25 protein-coding genes and 1 pseudogene are annotated in these 20,795 nt (G+C 69.8%); 12 read left to right on the forward strand and 14 right to left on the reverse strand.

The window, feature by feature from the left end; translation table 11 throughout:
- Positions 1-192: 192 nt before the first annotated feature.
- Both ASG29_RS08150 and ASG29_RS08155 read left to right on the forward strand, forming a co-directional pair.
- Positions 193-882 (forward strand): glutathione S-transferase N-terminal domain-containing protein, encoded by a 690-nt coding sequence (locus tag ASG29_RS08150; RefSeq protein ID WP_055982724.1) that lies wholly within the window; start codon positions 193-195, stop codon positions 880-882.
- Positions 879-1,478, forward strand: coding sequence for a 2-hydroxychromene-2-carboxylate isomerase (locus ASG29_RS08155; protein WP_055982726.1), 600 nt, complete (start codon positions 879-881; stop codon positions 1,476-1,478). The genes ASG29_RS08150 and ASG29_RS08155 overlap by 4 nt, the downstream gene beginning before the upstream one ends.
- 37 nt (positions 1,479-1,515) lie before the next feature.
- Here ASG29_RS08155 and ASG29_RS08160 read toward each other — a convergent pair whose 3' ends face one another.
- Positions 1,516-2,022, reverse strand: coding sequence for a GNAT family N-acetyltransferase (locus ASG29_RS08160; protein WP_055985270.1), 507 nt, complete (start codon positions 2,020-2,022; stop codon positions 1,516-1,518).
- Between the two features lie 72 nt (positions 2,023-2,094).
- Between ASG29_RS08160 and ASG29_RS08165 the strand changes: the two genes are divergently transcribed.
- On the forward strand, positions 2,095-2,739 hold the full coding sequence (locus ASG29_RS08165) for a glutathione S-transferase family protein (protein ID WP_235532829.1): 645 nt from the start codon (positions 2,095-2,097) through the stop codon (positions 2,737-2,739).
- The gene (locus ASG29_RS08170) at positions 2,736-3,113 is read left to right on the forward strand and encodes a dihydroneopterin aldolase (protein WP_055982727.1); all 378 of its coding nucleotides are present in this window, start codon (positions 2,736-2,738) and stop codon (positions 3,111-3,113) included. Before ASG29_RS08165 ends, ASG29_RS08170 begins: the two co-directional genes overlap by 4 nt.
- On the opposite strand, the gene ASG29_RS08175 is transcribed toward ASG29_RS08170, so the two are convergent.
- Positions 3,088-3,957: a hypothetical protein gene (locus ASG29_RS08175; RefSeq protein ID WP_235532830.1), complete on the reverse strand. Its 870-nt coding sequence runs from the start codon at positions 3,955-3,957 to the stop codon at positions 3,088-3,090. The two genes, ASG29_RS08170 and ASG29_RS08175, sit on opposite strands and share 26 nt — an antisense overlap.
- A gap of 226 nt (positions 3,958-4,183) precedes the next feature.
- Between ASG29_RS08175 and ASG29_RS08180 the strand changes: the two genes are divergently transcribed.
- From ASG29_RS08180 to ASG29_RS08200, 5 genes are all read left to right on the forward strand, one after another.
- Entirely contained in the window at positions 4,184-4,852 is a 669-nt protein-coding gene (locus ASG29_RS08180) for an energy transducer TonB (protein ID WP_055982729.1), read from the forward strand.
- Positions 4,853-4,895: 43 nt separating this feature from the next.
- Positions 4,896-5,708, forward strand: coding sequence for a MotA/TolQ/ExbB proton channel family protein (locus tag ASG29_RS08185; protein ID WP_055982731.1), 813 nt, complete (start codon positions 4,896-4,898; stop codon positions 5,706-5,708).
- 122 nt (positions 5,709-5,830) lie between these two features.
- Positions 5,831-6,316: an ExbD/TolR family protein gene (locus ASG29_RS08190; protein ID WP_055982733.1), complete on the forward strand. Its 486-nt coding sequence runs from the start codon at positions 5,831-5,833 to the stop codon at positions 6,314-6,316.
- Positions 6,317-6,341: 25 nt separating this feature from the next.
- Complete coding sequence (locus tag ASG29_RS08195; RefSeq protein WP_055982736.1) at positions 6,342-6,770, forward strand: ExbD/TolR family protein; 429 nt, start codon at positions 6,342-6,344, stop codon at positions 6,768-6,770.
- A gap of 244 nt (positions 6,771-7,014) precedes the next feature.
- Complete coding sequence (locus ASG29_RS08200) at positions 7,015-7,359, forward strand: tetratricopeptide repeat protein (protein ID WP_055982738.1); 345 nt, start codon at positions 7,015-7,017, stop codon at positions 7,357-7,359.
- Positions 7,360-7,489: 130 nt separating this feature from the next.
- Here ASG29_RS08200 and ASG29_RS08205 read toward each other — a convergent pair whose 3' ends face one another.
- Positions 7,490-8,407 carry a hydrogen peroxide-inducible genes activator gene (locus tag ASG29_RS08205; protein WP_055982740.1) on the reverse strand — a complete coding sequence of 306 codons (918 nt, stop codon included), beginning with the start codon at positions 8,405-8,407 and terminating at the stop codon, positions 7,490-7,492.
- A gap of 59 nt (positions 8,408-8,466) precedes the next feature.
- Positions 8,467-9,240 (reverse strand): sulfite exporter TauE/SafE family protein, encoded by a 774-nt coding sequence (locus ASG29_RS08210; RefSeq protein WP_055982743.1) that lies wholly within the window; start codon positions 9,238-9,240, stop codon positions 8,467-8,469.
- 153 nt (positions 9,241-9,393) lie between these two features.
- Between ASG29_RS08210 and epsC the strand changes: the two genes are divergently transcribed.
- Together epsC and ASG29_RS08220 are read left to right on the forward strand one after the other, a co-directional pair.
- Positions 9,394-10,074, forward strand: coding sequence for a serine O-acetyltransferase EpsC (gene epsC / locus ASG29_RS08215; RefSeq protein WP_055982744.1), 681 nt, complete (start codon positions 9,394-9,396; stop codon positions 10,072-10,074).
- Positions 10,074-10,412 carry a DUF2794 domain-containing protein gene (locus ASG29_RS08220; RefSeq protein WP_200932406.1) on the forward strand — a complete coding sequence of 113 codons (339 nt, stop codon included), beginning with the start codon at positions 10,074-10,076 and terminating at the stop codon, positions 10,410-10,412. Before epsC ends, ASG29_RS08220 begins: the two co-directional genes overlap by 1 nt.
- A gap of 39 nt (positions 10,413-10,451) precedes the next feature.
- Here ASG29_RS08220 and ASG29_RS08225 read toward each other — a convergent pair whose 3' ends face one another.
- The 10 genes from ASG29_RS08225 to ASG29_RS08270 all read right to left on the reverse strand — a co-directional run bounded on the left by ASG29_RS08225 (position 10,452) and on the right by ASG29_RS08270 (position 20,286).
- Positions 10,452-11,483 (reverse strand): hypothetical protein, encoded by a 1,032-nt coding sequence (locus tag ASG29_RS08225; protein ID WP_055982747.1) that lies wholly within the window; start codon positions 11,481-11,483, stop codon positions 10,452-10,454.
- Positions 11,484-11,535: 52 nt separating this feature from the next.
- Entirely contained in the window at positions 11,536-12,435 is a 900-nt protein-coding gene (locus tag ASG29_RS08230; protein ID WP_055982749.1) for an SDR family NAD(P)-dependent oxidoreductase, read from the reverse strand.
- A gap of 78 nt (positions 12,436-12,513) precedes the next feature.
- Complete coding sequence (locus ASG29_RS08235; protein WP_055985281.1) at positions 12,514-13,032, reverse strand: hypothetical protein; 519 nt, start codon at positions 13,030-13,032, stop codon at positions 12,514-12,516.
- A 134-nt stretch (positions 13,033-13,166) separates the two neighbouring features.
- On the reverse strand, positions 13,167-13,859 hold the full coding sequence (phoB, locus tag ASG29_RS08240; protein WP_055982751.1) for a phosphate regulon transcriptional regulator PhoB: 693 nt from the start codon (positions 13,857-13,859) through the stop codon (positions 13,167-13,169).
- Positions 13,859-14,545 carry a phosphate signaling complex protein PhoU gene (phoU, locus tag ASG29_RS08245; protein WP_055982753.1) on the reverse strand — a complete coding sequence of 229 codons (687 nt, stop codon included), beginning with the start codon at positions 14,543-14,545 and terminating at the stop codon, positions 13,859-13,861. The genes phoB and phoU overlap by 1 nt, the downstream gene beginning before the upstream one ends.
- A gap of 11 nt (positions 14,546-14,556) precedes the next feature.
- Positions 14,557-15,324, reverse strand: coding sequence for a phosphate ABC transporter ATP-binding protein PstB (gene pstB / locus ASG29_RS08250; RefSeq protein ID WP_055985282.1), 768 nt, complete (start codon positions 15,322-15,324; stop codon positions 14,557-14,559).
- Positions 15,318-16,562 (reverse strand): phosphate ABC transporter permease PstA, encoded by a 1,245-nt coding sequence (gene pstA / locus ASG29_RS08255; protein ID WP_055982755.1) that lies wholly within the window; start codon positions 16,560-16,562, stop codon positions 15,318-15,320. Before pstA ends, pstB begins: the two co-directional genes overlap by 7 nt.
- Positions 16,555-17,943, reverse strand: a complete 1,389-nt coding sequence (gene pstC, locus ASG29_RS08260) for a phosphate ABC transporter permease subunit PstC (RefSeq protein WP_055982757.1) — start codon at positions 17,941-17,943, stop codon at positions 16,555-16,557. The genes pstA and pstC overlap by 8 nt, the downstream gene beginning before the upstream one ends.
- Position 17,944: 1 nt before the next feature.
- A complete protein-coding gene (locus tag ASG29_RS08265; protein WP_055982760.1) occupies positions 17,945-18,994 on the reverse strand; it encodes a substrate-binding domain-containing protein in 1,050 nt (349 codons plus the stop codon).
- Positions 18,995-19,056: 62 nt separating this feature from the next.
- The gene (locus ASG29_RS08270; protein WP_055982762.1) at positions 19,057-20,286 is read right to left on the reverse strand and encodes a sensor histidine kinase; all 1,230 of its coding nucleotides are present in this window, start codon (positions 20,284-20,286) and stop codon (positions 19,057-19,059) included.
- A 262-nt stretch (positions 20,287-20,548) separates the two neighbouring features.
- Here ASG29_RS08270 and ASG29_RS17475 point away from each other — a divergent pair.
- A pseudogene (locus ASG29_RS17475) lies at positions 20,549-20,795 on the forward strand (hypothetical protein); the annotation flags it as partial.

The raw sequence follows: 20,795 nt of genomic DNA on the forward strand, positions 1-20,795 counted from the left end.
TCGCGCCGGAAGATTATAACCGGCGCATGGCCTTTCTCCCCCTCCACCGTCGCGTCCCCTGCGCCCGCATCCGCGCGAGGATCCCGACCCCCCCGATGTCGTGAACTTCGTGAACTTCCGCCGCCGTTTTCGCGACGAACCGTTGCGCCGGGCGTCGCGAATCGCGACAGTCGCGCGAAACGGGAGAGGCGCATGATCGACCTGTACTTCGCCGCCACGCCCAACGGGTGGAAGGCGACGATCGCGCTGGAGGAGCTGGGCCTACCCTATGTCGTGCGCCCGGTGAACATCGGCGCGGGGGAACAGTTCGCGGCGGATTTCCTCGCGATCGCCCCGAACAACCGCATTCCCGCTATCGTCGATCACGACCCGGCCGACGGCGGCGGTCCGCTGAGCGTGTTCGAAAGCGGCGCGATCCTGCTGTACCTGGCGCAGAAGGCCGGGCGTCTGATGCCCCGCGACGTGCGCGGGCGCACCGCGGTGACCGAATGGGTGATGTGGCAGATGGGCGGGCTCGGCCCGATGCTGGGCCAGAACGGGCATTTCCGGCTCTACGCCCCCGATCGCATCCCCTACGCCATGGATCGCTACGCAAAGGAGGCGGACCGGTTGTACGGCGTGCTGGACCGGCAGCTGGCGCGCACCGGCGCCCATGTCGCGGGCGCGGATTATTCGATCGCGGACATCGCCTGCTTCCCGTGGATCATCACGCACAAGGCGCAGGGCATCGACATGACCCGCTTCCCCCATGTCGCGCGCTGGTTCGCCACGGTGCGCGCGCGGCCCGCGGTGGCGGCGGGCACGGCGGTCGGCCGCATGTCCCGGCCGGAGGAGATCAGCGACGAGGCGAAGCGCGTGATGATGGGGATCGAACGGCCATGATCGAATTCTTCTTCGACGTGTCGAGCCCGTGGACGTGGCTGGGGTTCGAGGGGATCCAGCCGCTGGCGGCGGACCTGGGCGAGGAGATCGCATGGCGCCCGATCCTCGTCGGCGGCGTCTTCAACACCGTCAACGGCAGCGTGTACGAAAGCCGCAGCCGGCCGGTGCCCGCGAAGGCGCGGTATATGAAGAAGGACCTGGCCGACTGGGCACGCGTCGCGGGGCTGGCGATCCGCTTCCCGCCGTCGGTGTTCCCGGTCAACAGCGTGAAGGCGATGCGCGCCTGCTGCTGGCTGGGGCAGGGCTGCGTCCCCTTCGCGCGCGCCGCGTTCCGCGCCTATTGGACCGACGATCGCGACATCGCGCAGGACGACGTGCTGCGCGACGTGGCGGTGCAGGCGGGGGTGGACCCCGACGCGCTGTCCGCCGGCATCGCGCAGGACGCGACGAAGGCGGCGTTGCGCGCCAATACCGACGATCTGATCGCGCGCGGCGGGTTCGGATCGCCGACGATGTTCGTGGATCGCGACGACATGTATTTCGGCAACGACCGCCTGGCGCTGGTGCGCGCGGCGGTGCTGGCGCGACGTGGATGACGGCGGCGCCGGTGACGCGACCGCGACGACCGCCCGGTCAGGCGACCGCCGCGACGCGCGGACCGATGGCGCCCGCGCCGGTCGGCACGCCCGCGCCGCGCGCCAGCAGGCGGTGGCGCTCGACCGGACCCGGCAGGCGCCACGCCGCGGTCGCGGCGGCGGTGAAGCCGAAGAAGCGGCCGTAATAGTCGGGATCGCCGATCAGCATCAGGTCCAGCGCCCGCTGGTCCGCCGCCGCCAGCGCCTGTGTCATCAATCGCCGGCCCAGCCCCTCCTGCTGCCGCGCCGGCGCGACCGCGACCGGGCCGACCAGCACCAGCGGCACGATCCGGCCGTCGTCGCCGGCGAAGCGCACCGGCCAGCACTGGATCGACCCCAGCAGCGCGTCCCCCTCGACCAGCGCGAAGCTGAGGTCCGCGATCGCCGCGGTCCCCTCGCGCAGGCGATAGGCGGTCCGCAGGTGCCGGTCCGCACCGAACGCGCGGTCCAGCAATCGCTCGACCGCGGCGGCGTCGACATCCCGGATCGCGACCGTGTGCGTCATCTCTTCCTCGACGCAGGGCATGGACGCCTGCGGCGGCGCGCTTTAGCGGGAACAGGGCTGAACGCCAACGGAATGGGCCGCGACATGAAGCTGTACGATGCCGAATGGGCGCCGAGCCCGCGCCGGGTGCGGATCTACCTCGCCGAAAAGGCGATCCAGGTGGAGCGCGTGACGATCGACCTGAAGGCGGACGAGCAATTGGGCGACGCCTATCTGGCGATCAATCCGCGCGGCACCGTGCCCGCTCTGGTGCTGGACGATGGCGAGACGATCGCCGAATCGGTCGCGATCTGCCGCTTTTTCGAGGCGCTGCACCCGCAACCGCCCTTGTTCGGCGCGCGCCCGGTGGAGGTCGCGCGGATCGAGGACTGGACCCGCCGGATCGAGAGCGAGGGCTATGCCGCCGCCGTCTACGCGCTGCGCAACCGCGCCGCCGCCTTCATGAACCGCGGCCTGCCCGGCAAGCGCGGCGCGGTGCCGCAGATCCCGGTGCTGGTCGAGCGCGCGAAGACGATGTGGGCGGATTTCATGGCGGTCCTGGACGATCGACTCGGCGACGGCGAATGGATCGCGGGCGACCGTTACAGCTTCGCGGACGTCACCGGGCTGGTGACGGTCGATTTCGCGCGCGCCGCGAAACTGGCCGTGCCCGATGCGGCGACGAACGTCGCGCGCTGGCACGCCGCGGCGTCCGCACGGCCGAGTGCGGCGGCATGACCGGCGTCGATACGCTCGAACTGGAGGTCCACGACCTGGAGGTGCCGGTGCTGACCGGTATCTACAGCGAGGAGACGCACCTGCCGCAACCGCTGCGCATCTCGCTCACCGTCCTGCTCGATGCGCCGCCGCACTTCGCGCCCGACACGCCATTGTCGGCCAGCAAGAACTATCTCGACCTGAAACACGCCGCGACCGACGCATTGTCGGGGGCGGGGCATTTCACGCTGATCGAGGCGGTGGCGGATCATATCGCGGAGACGCTGTTCCTTCAGGACCGGCGCGTGCGGCGGGTGAAGGTCGCGATCGTGAAGCTGGCGATCGCGGAGGCGGGCGAGTCGATCGGGATCACGCTGGTCCGGCACCGGCGATAGCGGCGGGCGCGCCGCGGCACGGCCCCAGTCCCTCGATCACGACGCGATAGTCCGCGCGCGCCTGCGCCCCATCCGCCGGCTCCAGCGCCGCGGTGCTGGCGTCCGGCAGCACGGGGGGCAGGGTGCAGGCGAGGCGATACCACAGCAACGTGTCGCGCGGCGGCGCCACCGCGCCGTCGTCGATGATCTCCCCCAGCGCCACCGACCAGCGCGGCGCCTCGCCCGGACGGCGCAGGACGGACAGGGCGGCGGGGGCGCCGTCGCGCGTCTGGAGGAAGATCTGCGTCTCCCCCTCGCCGGGCAGCGATCCGGGCACGTGGAACGCGTTGCGGATGCCCGTCACGACCGGCGGCGCGTCGGGGGCGTTGGCCTCGGTCGCGATCCGGCGCGCCGTCGCCTCCGCGGCGGGGCTCCACGGCAATTGCGCGGACGGCGTCACCAGCTGCACCTGCCCCGGATTACCGGCGACCGGGCGCGCGAAGATCAGCACGCGCGCCTTCTTCAGCTTCGGCGCGCGCCCGCGGAAATCCAGCGGCACGTCCACCACCCATCCGATCCGCGACGGGATCGCGGCGGTTCCGCGGATCAACTGCGTCACGTCCGCCTCGACATACGAACGCGCCTGCCCCGCGGGCACCCCCGCCGCCTCGGCACCCTTGATCCTCGCGTCGGAGCGGATGGTCGCGTCGATCACCAGCGGACTGGCGACGACAAGGTCCGCGATGTCGGCGTACGCCGGTCCGGGAACGGCCGATGCGGCGAGGGGCGCGGATTGCGGGAGGGCGGCACACGGTACGGCCGCGGCAAGGGCGAGCGGAGCGATCATGGGAAGGGGGCGGATCATGACCGCGGGTTATGCCATCGACCCTGAACGATACAGAAATAATTCTGACGCCTCGCGATTGTACGTTTGTTGCGCCCGACAAAGCGTTTGCGTCCTCAAGGGTCGCGCGATAGGACTCGGGGTGCGTGGCATTCGCATGAGCGGACGTTACGGAAAGGTTTACCGTTCGGCCGGGGCGTTCCCCGGTTATCCGCCGGGCCGCAGGATGAGGGAGTTTCGTTGCTGAATGGCCTATTCTGACCAGAAGATGAGCGGGGGCAAGATCGGGGCGATGGTGATCGTCGCGCTGATCCACGTCGCCCTCGGCTACGCCTTCGTCACGGGTCTCGCGACCAATTTCGTGAAGAAGGCGGCTGAAAAGCTGAACACGTTCGACGTCGAGGAGCCACCGCCCCCGCCGCCGGACGAGCCCCCGCCCCCGCCGCCCGACACGCCGATGACGCCGCCGCCGGTCGTCTCGCCGCCGCCGATCGTGCGGTCGCCGACGCCGCCCGTGGCGATCGCCACGGTGCCGACGCCGCCGGTGGTGTTCGCGCCGACCGTCGTCGCTGCGCCGCCTGCGCCGCCCGCTCCTGCGCCCCCCGCTCCGTCGGTGGTCAGCAAGGCCGCGGGTGCCAAGGGTGACGAGGCGAGCTGGATCACGACGGACGATTATCCGCCGAGCTCGATCCGTGCCGAGGAAGAAGGCACGACCGGGATCACGTGGACGATCAACGCGCAGGGCCGCGCCGAGAATTGCCGGGTGACCGCATCGTCGGGCTCCTCGGCGCTCGACCAGGCGGCGTGCCGTGCACTGCTTCGTCGCGCACGCTACTCGCCGGCGCTCGATCAGGCAGGGAATCCGATGGCGACGACGAAGTCGCGTCGCGTGACCTGGCGCCTGCCGCAGAACTGACCGTCTTCTCGCCAAATTACCTAGTCAAAGGGACTCGAACCGCATGATCATCAATCTCCTGGCCGCCGCCGGCGCTGCGGCCCCCAAGGGCGAAAACCCCTACGGCCTCATCCCCGCGCTGCGCGAGGGCGGTCTGATTTCGCAGACCGTGTTCGCCATCCTCGTGCTGATGAGCGTCGTCTCCTTCTACATCCTGTTCTCGAAGCTGTTCGAGCAGCAGAAGGTCATCAACCAGCACAAGCGCATGCGTCAGGGGTTCTGGAACTCCACGTCGCTGCGCGAAGGGTCGGCGAAGCTGGAGAAGAACTCGGCGTACAAGCAGCTGGTCGACGACGGCCTGACCGCGCAGGAGCAGCATTCGCGGCTGACCGATCCGGTCGAGGCGCATGACTGGCTGCACGGCTCGCTCGCGCGGTCGGAAGCCGCGATCAACTCGAAGCTGGGCAGCGGTCTCGCCTTCCTGGCGACCGTCGGCGCGACCTCGCCGTTCATCGGCCTGTTCGGGACCGTCATCGGCATCTACCGCGCGCTCATCAAGATCGGTGCGGCCGGTCAGGCGTCGATCGACGCGGTCGCAGGGCCGGTCGGCGAGGCGCTCATCATGACCGCGCTCGGCCTGGTCGTCGCGGTTCCCGCGGTGCTCGCGTACAACTGGCTCCAGCGCCGCAACAAGGCGATCGCGGAGGACCTGTCGGCCTTCTCGAACGACGTGCTGGGCTATCTGGCGTCGAACGGCAACGTGAAGCCGGCGATCGCGTCGGCCACGACCGGCGCCGCGCCGCGTCCCACCACGCCGGTGAAGCCGGCGGCGACGACGACGGCCGGCCAGACCGGCGGCGTGCAGACCCGCCCGTAAACGGGGATCAGCGGGGCCGCCGCGGTGGCGGCCCCGCCACCTCCCGCCCGGTGCCGGACCGGGGATGAACCCATCCTGCGGGTTCCGGCCTGCGGAACGAGACGAATAGGAAAGCCCGAACGATGGCAATGAGCGTTGGCGGATCCGGAGGCGACGAGAAGCCGTTGTCGGACATCAACACGACTCCCCTCGTGGACGTCATGCTGGTGCTCCTCATCATCTTCCTGATCGCGGTTCCGGTCGTGATCCAGTCGGTGAAGCTGAAGCTGCCGAACGTGGTCTTCGATCCCACGACCACGAAGCCCGAGAACGTCCTGCTGTCGGTGACCAAGGATTCCGCGGGCAATTGCGCGGTGTACTGGGGCCTCAGCAAGGTGGGCCAGCAGGAGCTGCTCGACCGCGCGGTCGAGAAGCTGAAGGTCGAGATCGCGCGTCAGGGCGGCGTCGGCAACCCCGACCTGGAACTGCCCGAAGCACATGTCCGCGGCGACGTGGACACTCCGTGGCGCTGCATCGGCGGCGCCATCTACAACATGCAGATGGCGGGATTCGCCAAGGTCGGATTCATCTCCGAACCGCCGCCAGGCTCCGCCGTGACACGGATGTGACCGGGCGAATCAGGAGTAATACGACATGTCTATGAGTGGCGGCACCGAAGACGGCGAGCCGATGATGGAAATGAACACGACGCCGTTGATCGACGTCATGCTCGTGCTCCTCATCATGTTCATCATCACGATCCCGATCCAGACCCACGCGGTGAAGGTCGACCTGCCGGTGAACGACCCCAATGCGGTCAAGCCTCCGGTCGATCCGATCAAGAACAAGATCGCGATCGACGCCGCGGGCACGATCACGTGGAACGGCTCGCCCGTGAACGAGACGCTGCTGCGTCAGTATCTCGACACGTCGGCAGCGATCACGCCGGAGCCGGAATTGCAGTTCCAGCCCGATCCGCAGGCGCGGTACGAGGTGGTCGACCAGACCCTGGCGGTCATCAAGCGGTCGAACATCACGAAGCTCGGGTTCGTGGGCAACGAGCAATATTACAAGGACTTCTGATCCGCGTCGCCGCGCGCGCCCGGTGCAGAACGAACGGGCGGTGCCGAGAGGCGCCGCCCGTTTCGTTTATGCGCCACTTTCTGACCCCGGACTGTCGTAACCCGGCAACACAACAGTGCCGCAAAGCCACAAAAGTTACTCATACTCGGCGAAATTCAGTCAAATATGACGCTGCGCTGTCTTTTTCATTGCACCCATGTCGTGAAAGTGAAACACTCCCGTCATAGAGGATGTGGAGGCTGTGATGCGCAAGCTGGTGATCGCGATTGTGATGGCGTCGATCGGGGCGATGCCCGCGACCGCGCAGGTCCGGACCGGCTACACCGCGATCGCGGCCGGTAGCCTGACCGAGGCGGAGCGGACGCTGACCCGCGAGCGCGCGATCTTCCCGCAGCGGCCCGAACTCATGCTCAATCTCGCCGCCGTCTATGCCCGGACGGACCGGTCGACGGAGGCGCGTGCGCTTTATGCCGACGTGCTGCGCGCCGAGCCCGTGGCGCTGGAGCTGGCCGATGGCACGGCCGAATCCTCGCACCTGCTCGCGCGGCGCGGGCTGATGCGTCTCGACACGACCATCGCCGCTCGCTGATCTTCCCGGGAGGGCGGGGCGGAAGCCGGCCCCGCCGCCGGAGCCCGATCGCCGTCCAAGACTCACATATCAGCCACCGTCGGCGCGGCGCGTGCGGACAAGCCGTCGCAAACGTCCCGCCGATGCGGCGTCAGGCGCGGGCCTGGTCCGTCGCCGCCTGCCGCAAGACGTCCCCCAGCAAGCGAAAATCGCGCTCCCGCGGCGACGCCCGGCGCCAGACCAGCGCCAGCGTGCGGGTCGGGTGCTCGGCGTCGAGCGGCCTGGCCGCGACGCGGGTATGGTCCAGAATGCCCGCCGCCAGCGCGATCCCCGGCAGCATCGTGACCCCCAGGCCGTTGTCGACCATCTGGACCATCGTGTGCAGCGACGTCCCCAGCATCGTCGCCTCCGCCCGCAATTCGGGCCGGTTGCACGCCGCCAGGACATGGTCCTTCAGGCAATGCCCATCCTCCAGCAGCAGCAACCGCGTTTCGTCGATGTCGCGCGGCCTGATCCCCGCCGCCGCGGGCACCTCCCCCTCGGGAAACGCGACGAACAGGCGGTCGTCGAACAATTCCATCGCGGTCACCTCCCCGCAGGCGTAGGGCAGCGCCAGCAGGACGCAGTCGGCCCGTCCGTTGCTCAACGCCTCGCACGCAGGCCCGCTCGGCTCCTCGCGCAGGAACAGCTTCAGGTCGGGATAGTCGCGCCGCAACCGCGGCAGGATGCGCGGGAGCAGGAAGGGCGCGATCGTCGGGATCACGCTCATCCGCATCTCCCCCGACAACGGCCGCCCGGCGGCGCGCGCCATGTCGCCCAGCTCCTCCGCCTCGCGCAACACGTTCCGAGCCTTATCCGCGATCCCGTCGCCCAGCGGCGTAAAGCGCACGACGCGGCGGGTGCGTTCGACCAGCGTGACCCCGATCAGCGTCTCCAGTTCGCGCAGGCCAGCCGACAGCGTCGATTGCGTCACATAGCATGCCTCCGCCGCGCGGCCGAAATGCCCGTGGTCGCGCAACGCGACCAGATACTGCAATTGCTTGAGCGTCGGCAGATAGGTCGCGGCCATTCATCGCCTCCATCGGTCGTGGGGCGGCGGATACGCGGTCGTGGCGATCGGCGCCAACGCTACATCAACACCGCGCGGATGAAGCCGTAGGTACTGGTGATGGTCAGCACCGCGCCGACCAGGATCAGCATCACGTTCATCGGGATCCGCTTCGCCATCACCGCGCCCAGCGGGGCGGCAAGGACGCCGCCGATCAGCAGCCCGACCGTCGCGGTCGCGAAATCCTGTAGCCCCAGGTGGTAGATGAACGTCGCGGAGACGGTCGCGGTCAGGAAGAATTCCACCGCGCTGACCGTGCCCACGACACGGCGCGGCTCCACGCCCTGCACCAGCAGGTTCGACGTGACGATCGGTCCCCATCCGCCCCCGCCCGCCGCGTCCAGGAACCCGCCGACCAGGCCCAGCGGCTCCACCACCTTGGGACGCTGCGATCCGCGCGGCGTGAACATCAGTCCGCGGACGAGCAGGTAGATGCCGATCGCCACAAGATAGCCCAGCACGTACGGCTTCACCGCATCCGCGTCGATGTTGGTCAGGACATAGGCCCCCGACACGCCGCCGATCACGCCGGGGATCAGCAGGCGGAGGAACAGCCGGCGGTCGATGTTGCCGTGCAGCGCATGGCTGATCCCCGATACCGCGGTGGTGAAGGTCTCGACGATATGGACGTTCGCGGACGCGCGCGCGGGCGCGACCCCCATCACCCCGACCAGCAGGACGTTGCAGATCACGCCGAACGCCATGCCCAACGCGCCGTCGACCAGCTGGGCGCCGAAACCGACGGCGATGAAGGGGAGCAGGGCGGCAAGGTCAAAGTCGGTAAGGGCCGGCATTTCTGCTCCGTGCGGGGGGCGTCGGACACGGTGTCAGCGAATTTCCCCGCATCCGCTAGGTATTTCGATTGTGGGTCGCGACAAGACGGGATTTGGCGGGGATATGGAACTCCGGCGCCCAAGCCCCTATTTTGCCGTTTCAAGGGGACGGCGATGGCACGACTGACGACCTATCTCGATTCGATCCGTGCGCGCGATCCCGCGCCGCATTCGCGGTGGGAAATCCTGACCTATCCTGGCGTCTGGGCGCTGGCCTATCATCGCGTCGCGCATCGTTTGTACCGGCGGCGCTGGTATCTGGCGGCGCGAATCGTGAATCACTGGTCGCGGTTCGTGACCGCGATCGACATCCATCCGGGCGCGACGATCGGCCGCAACTTCTTCATCGACCACGGCTTCGTCGTGATCGGGGAGACCGCGACGATCGGTGACGACGTGACGATCTACCAATGCGTCACGCTGGGCGGGACCAGTCCCGACAACGGCGTCGCGGGAAAGCGGCATCCCACGATCGCGGACGGTGCGATCATCGGATCGGGTGCGCAGGTCCTGGGGCCGATCACGGTCGGCGCGCGGTCGCGGATCGGCGCCAATGCGGTGGTGACGCGCGACGTGCCGGAGGGCGCGGTGATGGTCGGCATCCCCGCACGTCCGACGGTGGTGGAGGGCGCGAAGGCCACCCCCCGCTTCGTTCCCTACGGCACGCCCTGCTGCGACGGGTTCGATCCGGCGACGCAGCGTGTGGAATTGCTGCGATGCGAGCTGGAGGCGATGCGCAAGCGGCTCGACGCCCTGCTCGACGACGGCGCCACGCAGGACCGCGACCGCGCCTGATGAGCGTCATCCCGTTCCCGAAGGCGGGTCAGCCGTCGCAGATCGGGTTCGACCGGCTGGAACTGACGCGTATCCTGGACCTGTACGGGCGCATGGTCGCGGCCGGGCACTGGCGCGACTATGCGATCGAACTGGGCCGCGACGCCGCCGTCTTCGCCGCCTTCCGCCGCGCCGCGGAACGGCCCGAATTCCGGATCGAGAAGCGGCCCGGCCTGCGCGCGAAGCAGGGCATGTGGGCGCTGGTCGGGGAGGCGGGGCAGGTGGTGAAGCGCGGGCACGATCTGGGCCCGGTGCTGGCCCCGGTCGAGCGGCGGCTGATGAAGCTGGTGGAGGAATGACCGCGGCGCCCGCGCGACCGCGGGCCGGCGCCGACGCGGTCAGACCGCCAGCTGCACCGGGGGCAGTCGCTGCCCCAATGCGCCCAGCCGCGCCACCACCGCGCGCCGCATCGGCTGCCAGAACGCCGACAGGGTGAGCAGCGCCGAACCGATCGCGACGCCGGTGACCGCCCACGACAGTTCGACCGTGCCGGAACCGGCGCTGCGGATCAGCGCGAACATCGCGTACAGGACGTAGGCGAGCCCCGACACCAGCAACGCGCGGCGGTCCACCGCCAGCGCCACGATCGCGAACGCGCCGTATAGCAACAGCACCACCAAGGCGGTGCCCAGGCCGATCTCGCGCCCGAAAACGCCCAGCATCTGGAACGTCGGATGCGCGATCAGCGGCGCGGCGGCCAGATGCAGCCAGAAGGCGACGTCGGCCCGCCGCGTCTGCCGCTCGCGATCGGACAGATCCCAGCGCATGGCATAGGCGAAGACGGCGACTCCCCCGACCAGCATCAGCGGCCACAACGCCGCCGTCGCGCCCGGGATCGCGGCCAGCAGGAGCGCGAGTGCGAGCGCGACCAGCGCGGCGGCGCCCGCGGCGACGGTGACGGGGACCATGAAGCGGCGCCAGTGGAGCCACGCCGCTCCGGCGCAGAGCGCGGCGACTCCCGCGCCCGCAACCGCGGTGCCGCGATCGTCCATGCCGGGGAACAGCATCGTGACGACCCCGCCCATCATCATCCCGACGCCGCCGACGAACGCCAGCAGCAGCAGGATGCTGGGCAGCGCCATCCTGCGCCTGGCCGTGAAATAGAGCGCCAGTCCCCAGGCCACGGCGGCGACCAGCAGCCCGCCGCCCCAGTCCGCGACCGACGATCCCAGCTGCGCCACCGCGAGCAGCAGGAGCATGATCGCGATGCTGACGAAGATGTCGTTGAATCCGGTCAGGAGCCGGAAATGCTCCTCGTCCACCGCGGGCGTGGCGCGCGATGCCGCGACATGATTGCGAAAGGCGGTCGCCGCGGCGGGGGACAGGACCCCGGCGGCGACCGCAGTGTCGATATCGCTCTCGCTGTACATGCCACGAGGCTAACAGGCGTGTGTTGACACTGCAACACACGCCTGCCCGCGATTACCCGCCCGCCAGCTTCTTGCCGATCAGCATCGACTGGCCCGCGCCCGAATCCGGTACGATCTCGCCGCTGCGGTCGGTGATCTCGGCCCAGTATTTCGCGACGCCCTCGGGCGACAGGTCGTCGCCGGTCAGCAGCTTGCCGGGGGTGAGCGTGACGTAGCTGGCCTGGAACACGCCCGCGCCCGCGCCGACGATCTGGTTCGTGGGGGCATCCTCGCTGACCAGGTACAGCGCCGCGGGGACCACCTTCTCCGGCGCGAACGCCTGGAACGCCGCCTCGGGGAACAGGTCCTCGGTCATGCGCGTGCCCGCGACCGGGGCGATGGTATTGACCTTGATGTTGTTCTTCGCGCCTTCGAGGTACAGCGTCTTGGTCAGGCCGGCGAGGCCCAGCTTCGCCGCGCCGTAGTTCGCCTGGCCGAAATTGCCGAACAGCCCGGTGGAGGATGCGGTCATCAGGATGCGGCCGTAATTCTGCTCGCGCATCGTCTCCCACGCGGCCTTCGTCGCGTTGGCGGAGCCGATCAGGTGGACGTTGACGACGAAGGCGAAGTCCGCGGGCTCCATCTTCGCGAAGGTCTTGTCGCGCAGCACGCCGGCGTTGTTGAGGAGGATGTGGACGCCGCCCCATTTGTCCTTCGCGCGCGCGACCATCTCGACCATCTGGTCGTATTCGGTGACGCTGGCGCCGTTGGCCATCGCCTGTCCGCCCGCGGCCTCGATCTCTTCGACCACCTTCTGCGCGGCGTCGGACGCGCCGGTGCCGGTGCGGTCGCCGCCCAGGTCGTTGACGACCACCTTCGCGCCCCGGCGCGCGAGTTCGAGGGCATATTCGCGACCCAGGCCGCCGCCGGCGCCGGTGACGATGGCGACGCGATCGTCGAAACGGATGGACATGGAAAAGGCGCTCCCCTCGTGTGAAACAGGAGCGCCTTCCATACTCAACCTTCTAACCGGCGCAACCGCCGGTTTGCGTCAGCGACGTGCGCGCTTCGCGCCGCGCGCGTCGCTGGCCTGCATGCAGCCGTCGTACTGGCCCTTCTTGCAGATCGGATAGCTTTCCTTGGCCGCGGGGGGCGGGAATGCCTGCGACGGGGACATCGACGGCTGGACGCGAACGGTGGCGCCGGGCTGCACCGGACCGGAGGTGGCGGGACCGGAGGGCTGATAGCCGCCCGACGTCTCGGTCGCGGGCGTCGCGCCGGTGGCGGGTGCGCCCATCGGCGGCGTCGCCGCATCACCGGTGGTCGGCGTCATCGGCGCCTGCGCCGCGGGCGGCGCGCTCATGGGATCCGCCGCGGTCGGTGCGGCGGGCGCGGTCGCGGGTGCGGCCGGATCGGCCGGTGCGGTGGCGTCCGGCGCCGCGGCGTCGGGGGTCATCGTCTGGTCCGCGGGCGCGGCCTGCTCGGTGGCGGGCGGCGTCGTCTGCGGCGTCTCCTGCGCGATGGCGGGGAAGGCAATGACGGCTGCGGCCGCCAGAAGGATCGACTTCATCGGATATTCTCCTGTCGCGGCGTCGAACATCGACGCGTGTGGAATGAATTCGCGAGGGCCGAACGTCCGATGCGGGGGTTGGGTTCAACGGGGGGCCAAGATTCGTTGCGGAGGCGAATCCGATCCGCGGGCCGTCAATGCCCCGTGTCGAGCGCATATCCCGCCGAACGGACGGTGCGGATGATGTCGGGCCGCCCGCCGTCGTTGATCGCCTTGCGCAACCGGCGGATGTGGACGTCGACGGTGCGGCTCTCGATGTCGCTGTCGTGGCCCCACACGCTGTCGAGCAGGCGTTCGCGGCTGAACACATGGCCGGGATGTTCCAGGAAATGCTTGAGCAGGCGAAATTCGGTCGGGCCGAGCGGGATCACGTCGCCGCCGCGACGGACCTTGTGCCCGACGGTGTCCATTTCCAGGTCGCTGTAGCTCAGCGCCTCGCCCGCCAGCGCGGGGCGGACGCGGCGCAGGACGGCGCCGACGCGCGCGACCAGCTCGCGCGGGCTGAACGGCTTCGTCACATAATCGTCCGCGCCGGTTTCAAGGCCGCGGACGCGATCCTCCTCCTCACCGCGCGCGGTCAGCATGATGATGGGGACGTTCGCGGTTTCGGGCGCGCGGCGCAGGCGGCGACACACCTCCAGCCCCGACAGGCCTTCCACCATCCAGTCGAGCAGGACGATGTCCGGCGGCGTCTCGCGCGCCAACAGCAGCGCCTCCTCGCCGTCGATCGTGTGCTGGACCTCGAAATCCTCGCGGCTGAAATGCCAGATCAGCAATTCGGCCAGCGCCGAATCATCCTCCACCAGCAGCATGCGTGCGTTGGGCATCAGCGGGCTCCCCGTTCGTTCTCGGACATCTGCCTTCCGGTCGCGGCGAAATAGACCATCTCCGCGACGTTGGTCGCGTGGTCGCCGATCCGTTCCAGGTTCTTGGCGACGAACAGCAGGTGCGCGCACTGGCTGATCGTCTTGGGATTCTCGACCATGTAGGTCACCAGGGTGCGGAACAGGCTGTCGTAGAAATCGTCGAGCAGGCGGTCGCGGCGCACGATCTCCACCGCGGCCTCCGCATCGCGCGCGGCGAAGGCGTTCAGCGCGTCATGGACCATTTCCGCCGCGATCTTCGCCATCGCGGGCACGGTGGCGAGCGGTTCGATGCGATGTTCGCCCTCGATCTGCGGCACGCGCTTGGCGATGTTCTTCGCATAATCGCCGATACGCTCGACGACCGCGGCGATCTTCAGCGCGGCGACGACCTCGCGCAAATCGTTCGCCAATGGCGCGCGCAGCGCGATGATGCGGACCGCGGTGCGTTCCACATCGGCCTCGATCGCGTCGATGCGGCGATCCTCCTGCCGGATGCGGTCGGCCAGGTCGAGGTCGCCGCGCTGCAACGCGGTCATGGCATGGCCGATCGCCGCCTCCGCCAGCCCGCCCATCTGCGAGATCAGGCCGCGCAGCTGCCCGATGTCGTGGTCGAACGCCTTGACCGTATGTTCCTGCTGGTTCGGCATGAATCCGCTCCTCAACCGTACCGGCCGGTGATGTAGTCCTTCGTCCGTTCCTCGCGCGGGTTGGTGAAGATCGCGGACGTGTCGTCATACTCCACCAATTCGCCGAGGTGGAAGAAGGCGGTCTTCTGGCTGACGCGCGCGGCCTGCTGCATGTTGTGCGTGACGATGACGATCGCGTAGCGGCCGCGCAGGTCGTGGATCAATTCCTCGATCCGCGCCGTGGCGATGGGATCCAGCGCGCTGCACGGTTCGTCCATCAGGATGACCTCGGGATCGACCGCGATCGCGCGCGCGATGCACAGGCGTTGCTGCTGCCCGCCCGACAAGGCGGTGCCGCTGTCGGTCAGCCGGTCCTTCACCTCGTTCCACAGCCCCGCGCGCTGGAGCGAGCGTTCGACGATCGCGGCCAGATCGCCCTTCGACCGGGCGAGGCCGTGGATGCGCGGGCCGTAGGCGACGTTCTCGAAAATCGATTTGGGGAAGGGGTTCGGCTTCTGGAACACCATGCCGACGCGCGCGCGCAACTGCACCACGTCCATCGCGCGGGCGTAGATATCCTCCCCGTCCAGCCGGATGTCGCCGGTGACGCGCGCGCCGGGGATGGTGTCGTTCATGCGGTTGAGCGAGCGCAGGAACGTGGACTTGCCGCAGCCCGACGGGCCGATGAAGGCCGTCACCTCGTCCTGATGGACGTGGATCGACACGTCGCGGATCGCCTGGTTCGCGCCGTAGAAGACGTTCACGTGATCGGCCGTGATCTTGGGTGCGTTGCTCACCAGCGGGTCTCGAATCGGTTGCGGAGGTAGATGGCGAGGCCGTTCATCGCGAGGAGGAAGACCAGCAGGACGAGGATCGCGGCGGACGTCTTCTCCACGAACCCCTGCTGCACCTCGTCGGACCACAGGAAGATCTGCACCGGCAAGGCGGTTGCGGGATCGGTCAGGCGGTCGGGCGGCGCGGCGATGAAGGCGCGCATGCCGATCATCAGCAGCGGCGCGGTTTCGCCCAGTGCGCGCGCCATGCCGATGATCGTGCCGGTCAGGATGCCGGGCAGGGCGAGCGGCAGGACGTGGTGGAAGACGACCTGCACGCGGCTGGCCCCCAATGCGCGCGCGGCGTCGCGGATCGAGGGCGGCACAGCCTTGATCGCGTTCCTTCCCGCGATGACGATGACGGGCATCGTCATCAGCGCCAGCGTCAGCCCGCCGACGATCGCGGCGGAGCGCGGTAAGTGGAAGGTGCCGAGAAAGACCGCGAGGCCGAGCAGGCCGAAGATGATCGACGGCACCGCCGCAAGGTTGTTGATCGACACCTCGATCACGTCGGTGAACCGGTTCCGCGGCGCATATTCCTCCAGGTACAACGCCGCCAGCACGCCGACGGGGAAGGCGAGGAGCAGCGTCACGAACATCGTGAACAGCGATCCCTTCAGCGCCCCCCATATGCCCGCGCGCGTCGGATCGGTGGCGTCCGCGCCCGTGAAGAAATCGCGGTTGATGCCGGTCGACAGGCGGTCGCTGAGTGTGGCGACGGCGGCCTCCGCCTCGGGCGTGCCGTCTCCCTTCGCCGCGACGTCGATGTCGGTCGCGACGGGGACGGCCAGCGTGGCGCGACGGGCGAGCAGCGCCGGATCCGCCTTCACCGCGTCGCGCACGCGCAACCACGCGCCGTCCGACAGGATGCTCGCGCCGCCGACCTTCGCGAAGGCGGCATCGGCGCCGGCGTCGACCGCATTCTCCAGCCCCGCGCCCGACAGCGCGAGGTCCGCGCCGGGACCGGCCAGCCGCGCCGGCTCGATCGCGACGGTCGACAGGTCCAGCGGCAGCGCGACGCGCGTCTCGACGAAGCCGCCCGCGCCCTTCGCGATCATCGACACCAGCAGGAAGGCGAGGAACGCCGCGGACGCGAGGATCGCCGCCAGCCCGAGCAGCCGGAAGCGCCGTTCGGACGCATAGCGGCTGCGCAGGCGCCGCTGCATGGCGTCGGAGCGCCAGTCGGTGGGGCGCGGGTCAGTCATAGGCTTCGCGATACCGGCGCACGACCATCAGTGCGACGACGTTCAGCAGGAACGTCACGACGAACAGGGTCAGCCCCAGCGCGAAGGCGGCGAGCGTCTTCGCGCTGTCGAATTCCGCCTCGCCGGTCAGCAGGTCGACGATCTGCTTCGTGACCGTCGTGGTGCTGGCGAAGGGATTGAGCGTGAGCGAGGCGACGCCCGAGGCGGCCATGACGACGATCATCGTCTCGCCGATCGCGCGGCTGACCGCCAGCAGGACGCCGCCGACGACGCCCGGCAATGCGGCGGGGACCAGCACCTGGCGGATCGTTTCCGAACTGGTGGCGCCCATCGCCAGGCTGCCGTCGCGCATCGAGGCGGGGACCGCGGCCAGGCTGTCGTCCGCCATCGAGGAGACGAAGGGGATAATCATCACCCCCATGACGAGGCCCGCGGCGAGCGCGCTTTCGGACGTGGCGTCCGCGATGCCGATCGCGACGCCGAACTGCCGCACCGCGGGCGCGACGGTCAGCGCGGCGAAATAGCCGTAGACGACCGTGGGCACGCCCGCGAGGATCTCGAGCAGCGGCTTCATCCAGCGGCGCGTGGCGGGGGCGGCATATTGCGTCAGGTAGATCGCGCTCATCAGGCCCAGCGGGATCGCGACGATCATCGCGATGACCGCGCCGATGAAGAAGGTGCCCCAGAACAACGGTACCGCGCCCAGCGACGCCCCCGGATCGCGCGGGTCGATGACCTGCGGCGACCAGTGCGTGCCGAACAGGAAGTCGGTGAAGGGCACGATGCGGAAGAAGCGCGCGCTTTCGACCACCAGGCTGGCGACGATGCCCAGCGTCGTCAGGATCGCGAGCAGCGAGGCGGCCAGCAGCAGGCCCATGACGACGCGTTCCACCTGCGTCCGGGCGGAGAAGCCGGGGCGGACGCTGAGGAAGGCGAGCGCACCGCCGGCGAAGGCGAGCAGCAGCGCGACGACGGTCGCGATCATGTCGTAGCGGTCCTGCGCCGCGCGATAGGCGGGGGCGAGCCGGTCGGCGAGCGGGTGGAAGGCGCCGTACGCGCGCCCCTCCGCCAGGTTGCGCGCCTCCGACAGGATCGCGGCGCGGTCCATGCCCGACACCGGGCCGGCCGCGGGAAGGGCGGCGGCGGCGGGGGTTGCGATCACCGCGTCGGTGACGAGCGCGGGCGACGTGAACTGCCACGCCGCCAGGAACAGCAGCGGCGGGATGAGCGTGCACAGCGCGACGAACCACCCGTGATGCTGCGGCAGGGAGCTGAAGCGCCGGACGTTGCCGACGCGGAACCGCGCGGCGCGCGCGCGCGCGCTGACCCAGCCGATGAGCGCCAGCGCGGCGACGAGGAAGACGAGGCCGGACGCGGGCATGTCAGTGCAGGTCCGCGGGGTTCAGCGGCGTCTCGCGCACGATCGTGCGTGCAGAGGCGGCGCGGACGTCGACCGGGGCGGCGATCAGGCCGCGCTTCACCAGCGGGCCGTCGTCGTTCCACGCGCGCGCATATTGGCGCAGGAAATCGCGCAGGCCGGGGATCGCGCGCAGGTGCGCCGCCTTCACGTACAGGTACAGCGGGCGCGCGCCGGGATAGTCGCCGCCCGCGATCGCGCGATAGGTCGGCGCGACGCCCGCGATCGGCACGCCGCGCACCGCGCGGGCGTTCTCCTCCAGATAGCCGTAGCCGAAGATGCCGATGGCATTGGGGTTGGACTGGAGCTTCTGGACGATGAGGTTATCGTTCTCGCCCGCGTCGATATACGCGCCGTCCTCGCGCACCCGCTGGCATCGCGCCTGGAACGCCGGTTCGTCGCGCGCCTTCAGTTCCTTCATCGCGGGATCGGCGTCGACGCAGCCGCGCGCCAGGATCAGCTCCGCCAGCGCGTCGCGCGTGCCGCTGGTCGCGGGTGGGCCGTACACCTGGATCGGGATCGCGGGCAGCGCGGGGTTCACGTCGCGCCACGTCCGCGCGCGGTTGGGCTTGCCGCCCGGCGTCAGCGCCAGCGCGTTGTAGAGGTCGGCGGGGGTCAGCGCGATGTTCGGGCCGTCCAGCGCCTCGGCGAAGGCGATGCCGTCGATGCCGACCTGTATCTCGAGCACATCCTGCACCCCGTTGCGGCGGCAGGCGTCCAGTTCGGCGCGCTTCATGCGGCGCGAGGCGGCGACGATGTCGGGATGCTGCGCACCGATGCCGGCGCAGAACAATTTCATCCCCGCGCCGGTGCCGGTCGATTCGATCACCGGCGGTTTCGCGGACGGGTGATTGGCCAGATATTGCTCCGCCACGATCGTGGTGAAGGGATAGACGGTGGAGGAGCCGACCGCCTTGATCTGGTCGCGCGATCCCGTGCCCGCGCCCGACGCCTGGTCGACGCACGCCGACAGCGCCGCAAGGAGCAGGAGGAGGAGGGACGAACGGCGGCGCATCGAATCCTCGCTTCGCGGCCGGGATGGCCCGCGGGGTCGACGCCGGCCCTGTGACAGCGCGGTTACGCCTTCATGACAGCGGCGCCGGAGACGGCGGGGGGAGCCGCGGCGGGCAGCGCCACGGTCACGCGCGTGCCGACGCCCGGCTCGCTCGCGATGTCGAGCCGCCCGCGGTGCCGCTCCACGATATGCTTGACGATCGCCAGGCCCAGGCCCGTGCCGCCCAGCGAGCGGCTGCGCCCCGGATCGACGCGATAGAATCGCTCGGTCAGGCGCGGCAGATGTTCGGGCGGGATGCCGTCGCCCTCGTCCGCGACGCGCAGGCAGGCGACGTCGTCGCCGCGGGTCATCGACACGCGCACCGGCGTGCCTGCGCGACCGTATTTCATCGCGTTGCCGACGAGGTTGTGGAGCAGCTGCGACAGCTGCGCCGCATCCCCCGTCACCGCGGGCACGTCCGCGTCGATCGCCAGCACGATGTCGCCGCCGCGGTCGCCGTGCGTCGTGGACAAGGTCGCGCATACCTCGCGCGCCAGCGCCGCGACGTCGACCTGCGTGGCGGGCAGGCGGAACTTGTCCGCCTCGATCCGCGACAGGCTCATCAGGTCCTCGACCAGCCGTTCCATCCGCCGCGCCTCGTCGAACACGATGCCCAGGAAGCGGTTGCGCACCGCCGGTTCGTCGCCCGCGGCGTCCTGCAACGTCTCGACATAGCCGAGGATCGACGCCAGCGGTGTGCGCAGCTCGTGGCTGGCGTTGGCGACGAAATCGACCCGCATCCGCTCCGCCGCATGTTCGCCGGTGCGGTTGGCCAGGTGGACCAGAAGCGTGTCCGCGCCGATCCCCGCGCCCCGCATCTGCCAGCGTTCGTCCAGCCCGCCGAGCCCGACGAGGTCGATCGCGCGCGTCTCCCCGCGGGCGGCGTCGGCCAGATGCTCCGCCGCGCCGGGATGGCGGATCGCGACGCGCGCGTCCTCGCCCACGACATGGTCCCCCAGCAGCGCGCGCGCGGCGCGGTTGGCGATGACGACGCGCCCGCCGCGGATCAGCAGCGCGGGATCGGCCAGCCCCTCCAGCCCGTGCGCCAGGTCGGTATCCCCCGCCGGAAGCGGAACCGGCTCGGCCGGCGTCTCCGGCTCGTCCATCGTGGCCACGATCGCGAGCAACGCGGCGCCGCCCGCGAGCGAGGCGAGCGCCGCCTGCCCCGACCCCGACAGGACGTACACCACCGCGGCGGTGGCCAAAGCGACCGCGACGGCGAGCCAGGTGCGAAGCGGAAGCTCGTCGATCACGCCGCCGCGTGTAGCGGATCGGCGGCGGGTCCGTCACCCCACCCCGTTTTGTCCCCGCGCAGGCGGGGACCCAGTCTGGGCTATGATCGGGTTGAACGTGCCCCGCACGTTCAAGCATCGTCCGGGGGACGATGCGACCCGATCATCCTGCGCGGGAGCACAATGGACGGATGGTTAACGTACCGCCTTGGCACGCCCGCCGCGCACCGCTTGTCGCAGCGTTAGGATTGTGGAAGTGCCGGCTGTGGCAGGAACGCAGCATATGGACGACGCACCCCCTTCTCCTCCGACGCGCCGCCGCGCCCTGCTGCTCGGCGCGACGGGGGCGGCGAGCGTCCTGTCGATCCGCCCCGCGCTGGCGCAGGCGGCGGGATCGGTGATGCTGTGCGAGATTCCGGTGCCCGACGCGGGCCGCCGCGGCGGTTATATCGCCGCCGACGGATCGGTCGTGCCCGCGGGCACGCAGGGCGCGTTCGCCCCCCCCGGCCGGCCGCTGAAGGGGGAGGAGG

Source organism: Sphingomonas sp. Leaf412, from assembly GCF_001425405.1.
Lineage (GTDB): Bacteria > Pseudomonadota > Alphaproteobacteria > Sphingomonadales > Sphingomonadaceae > Sphingomonas.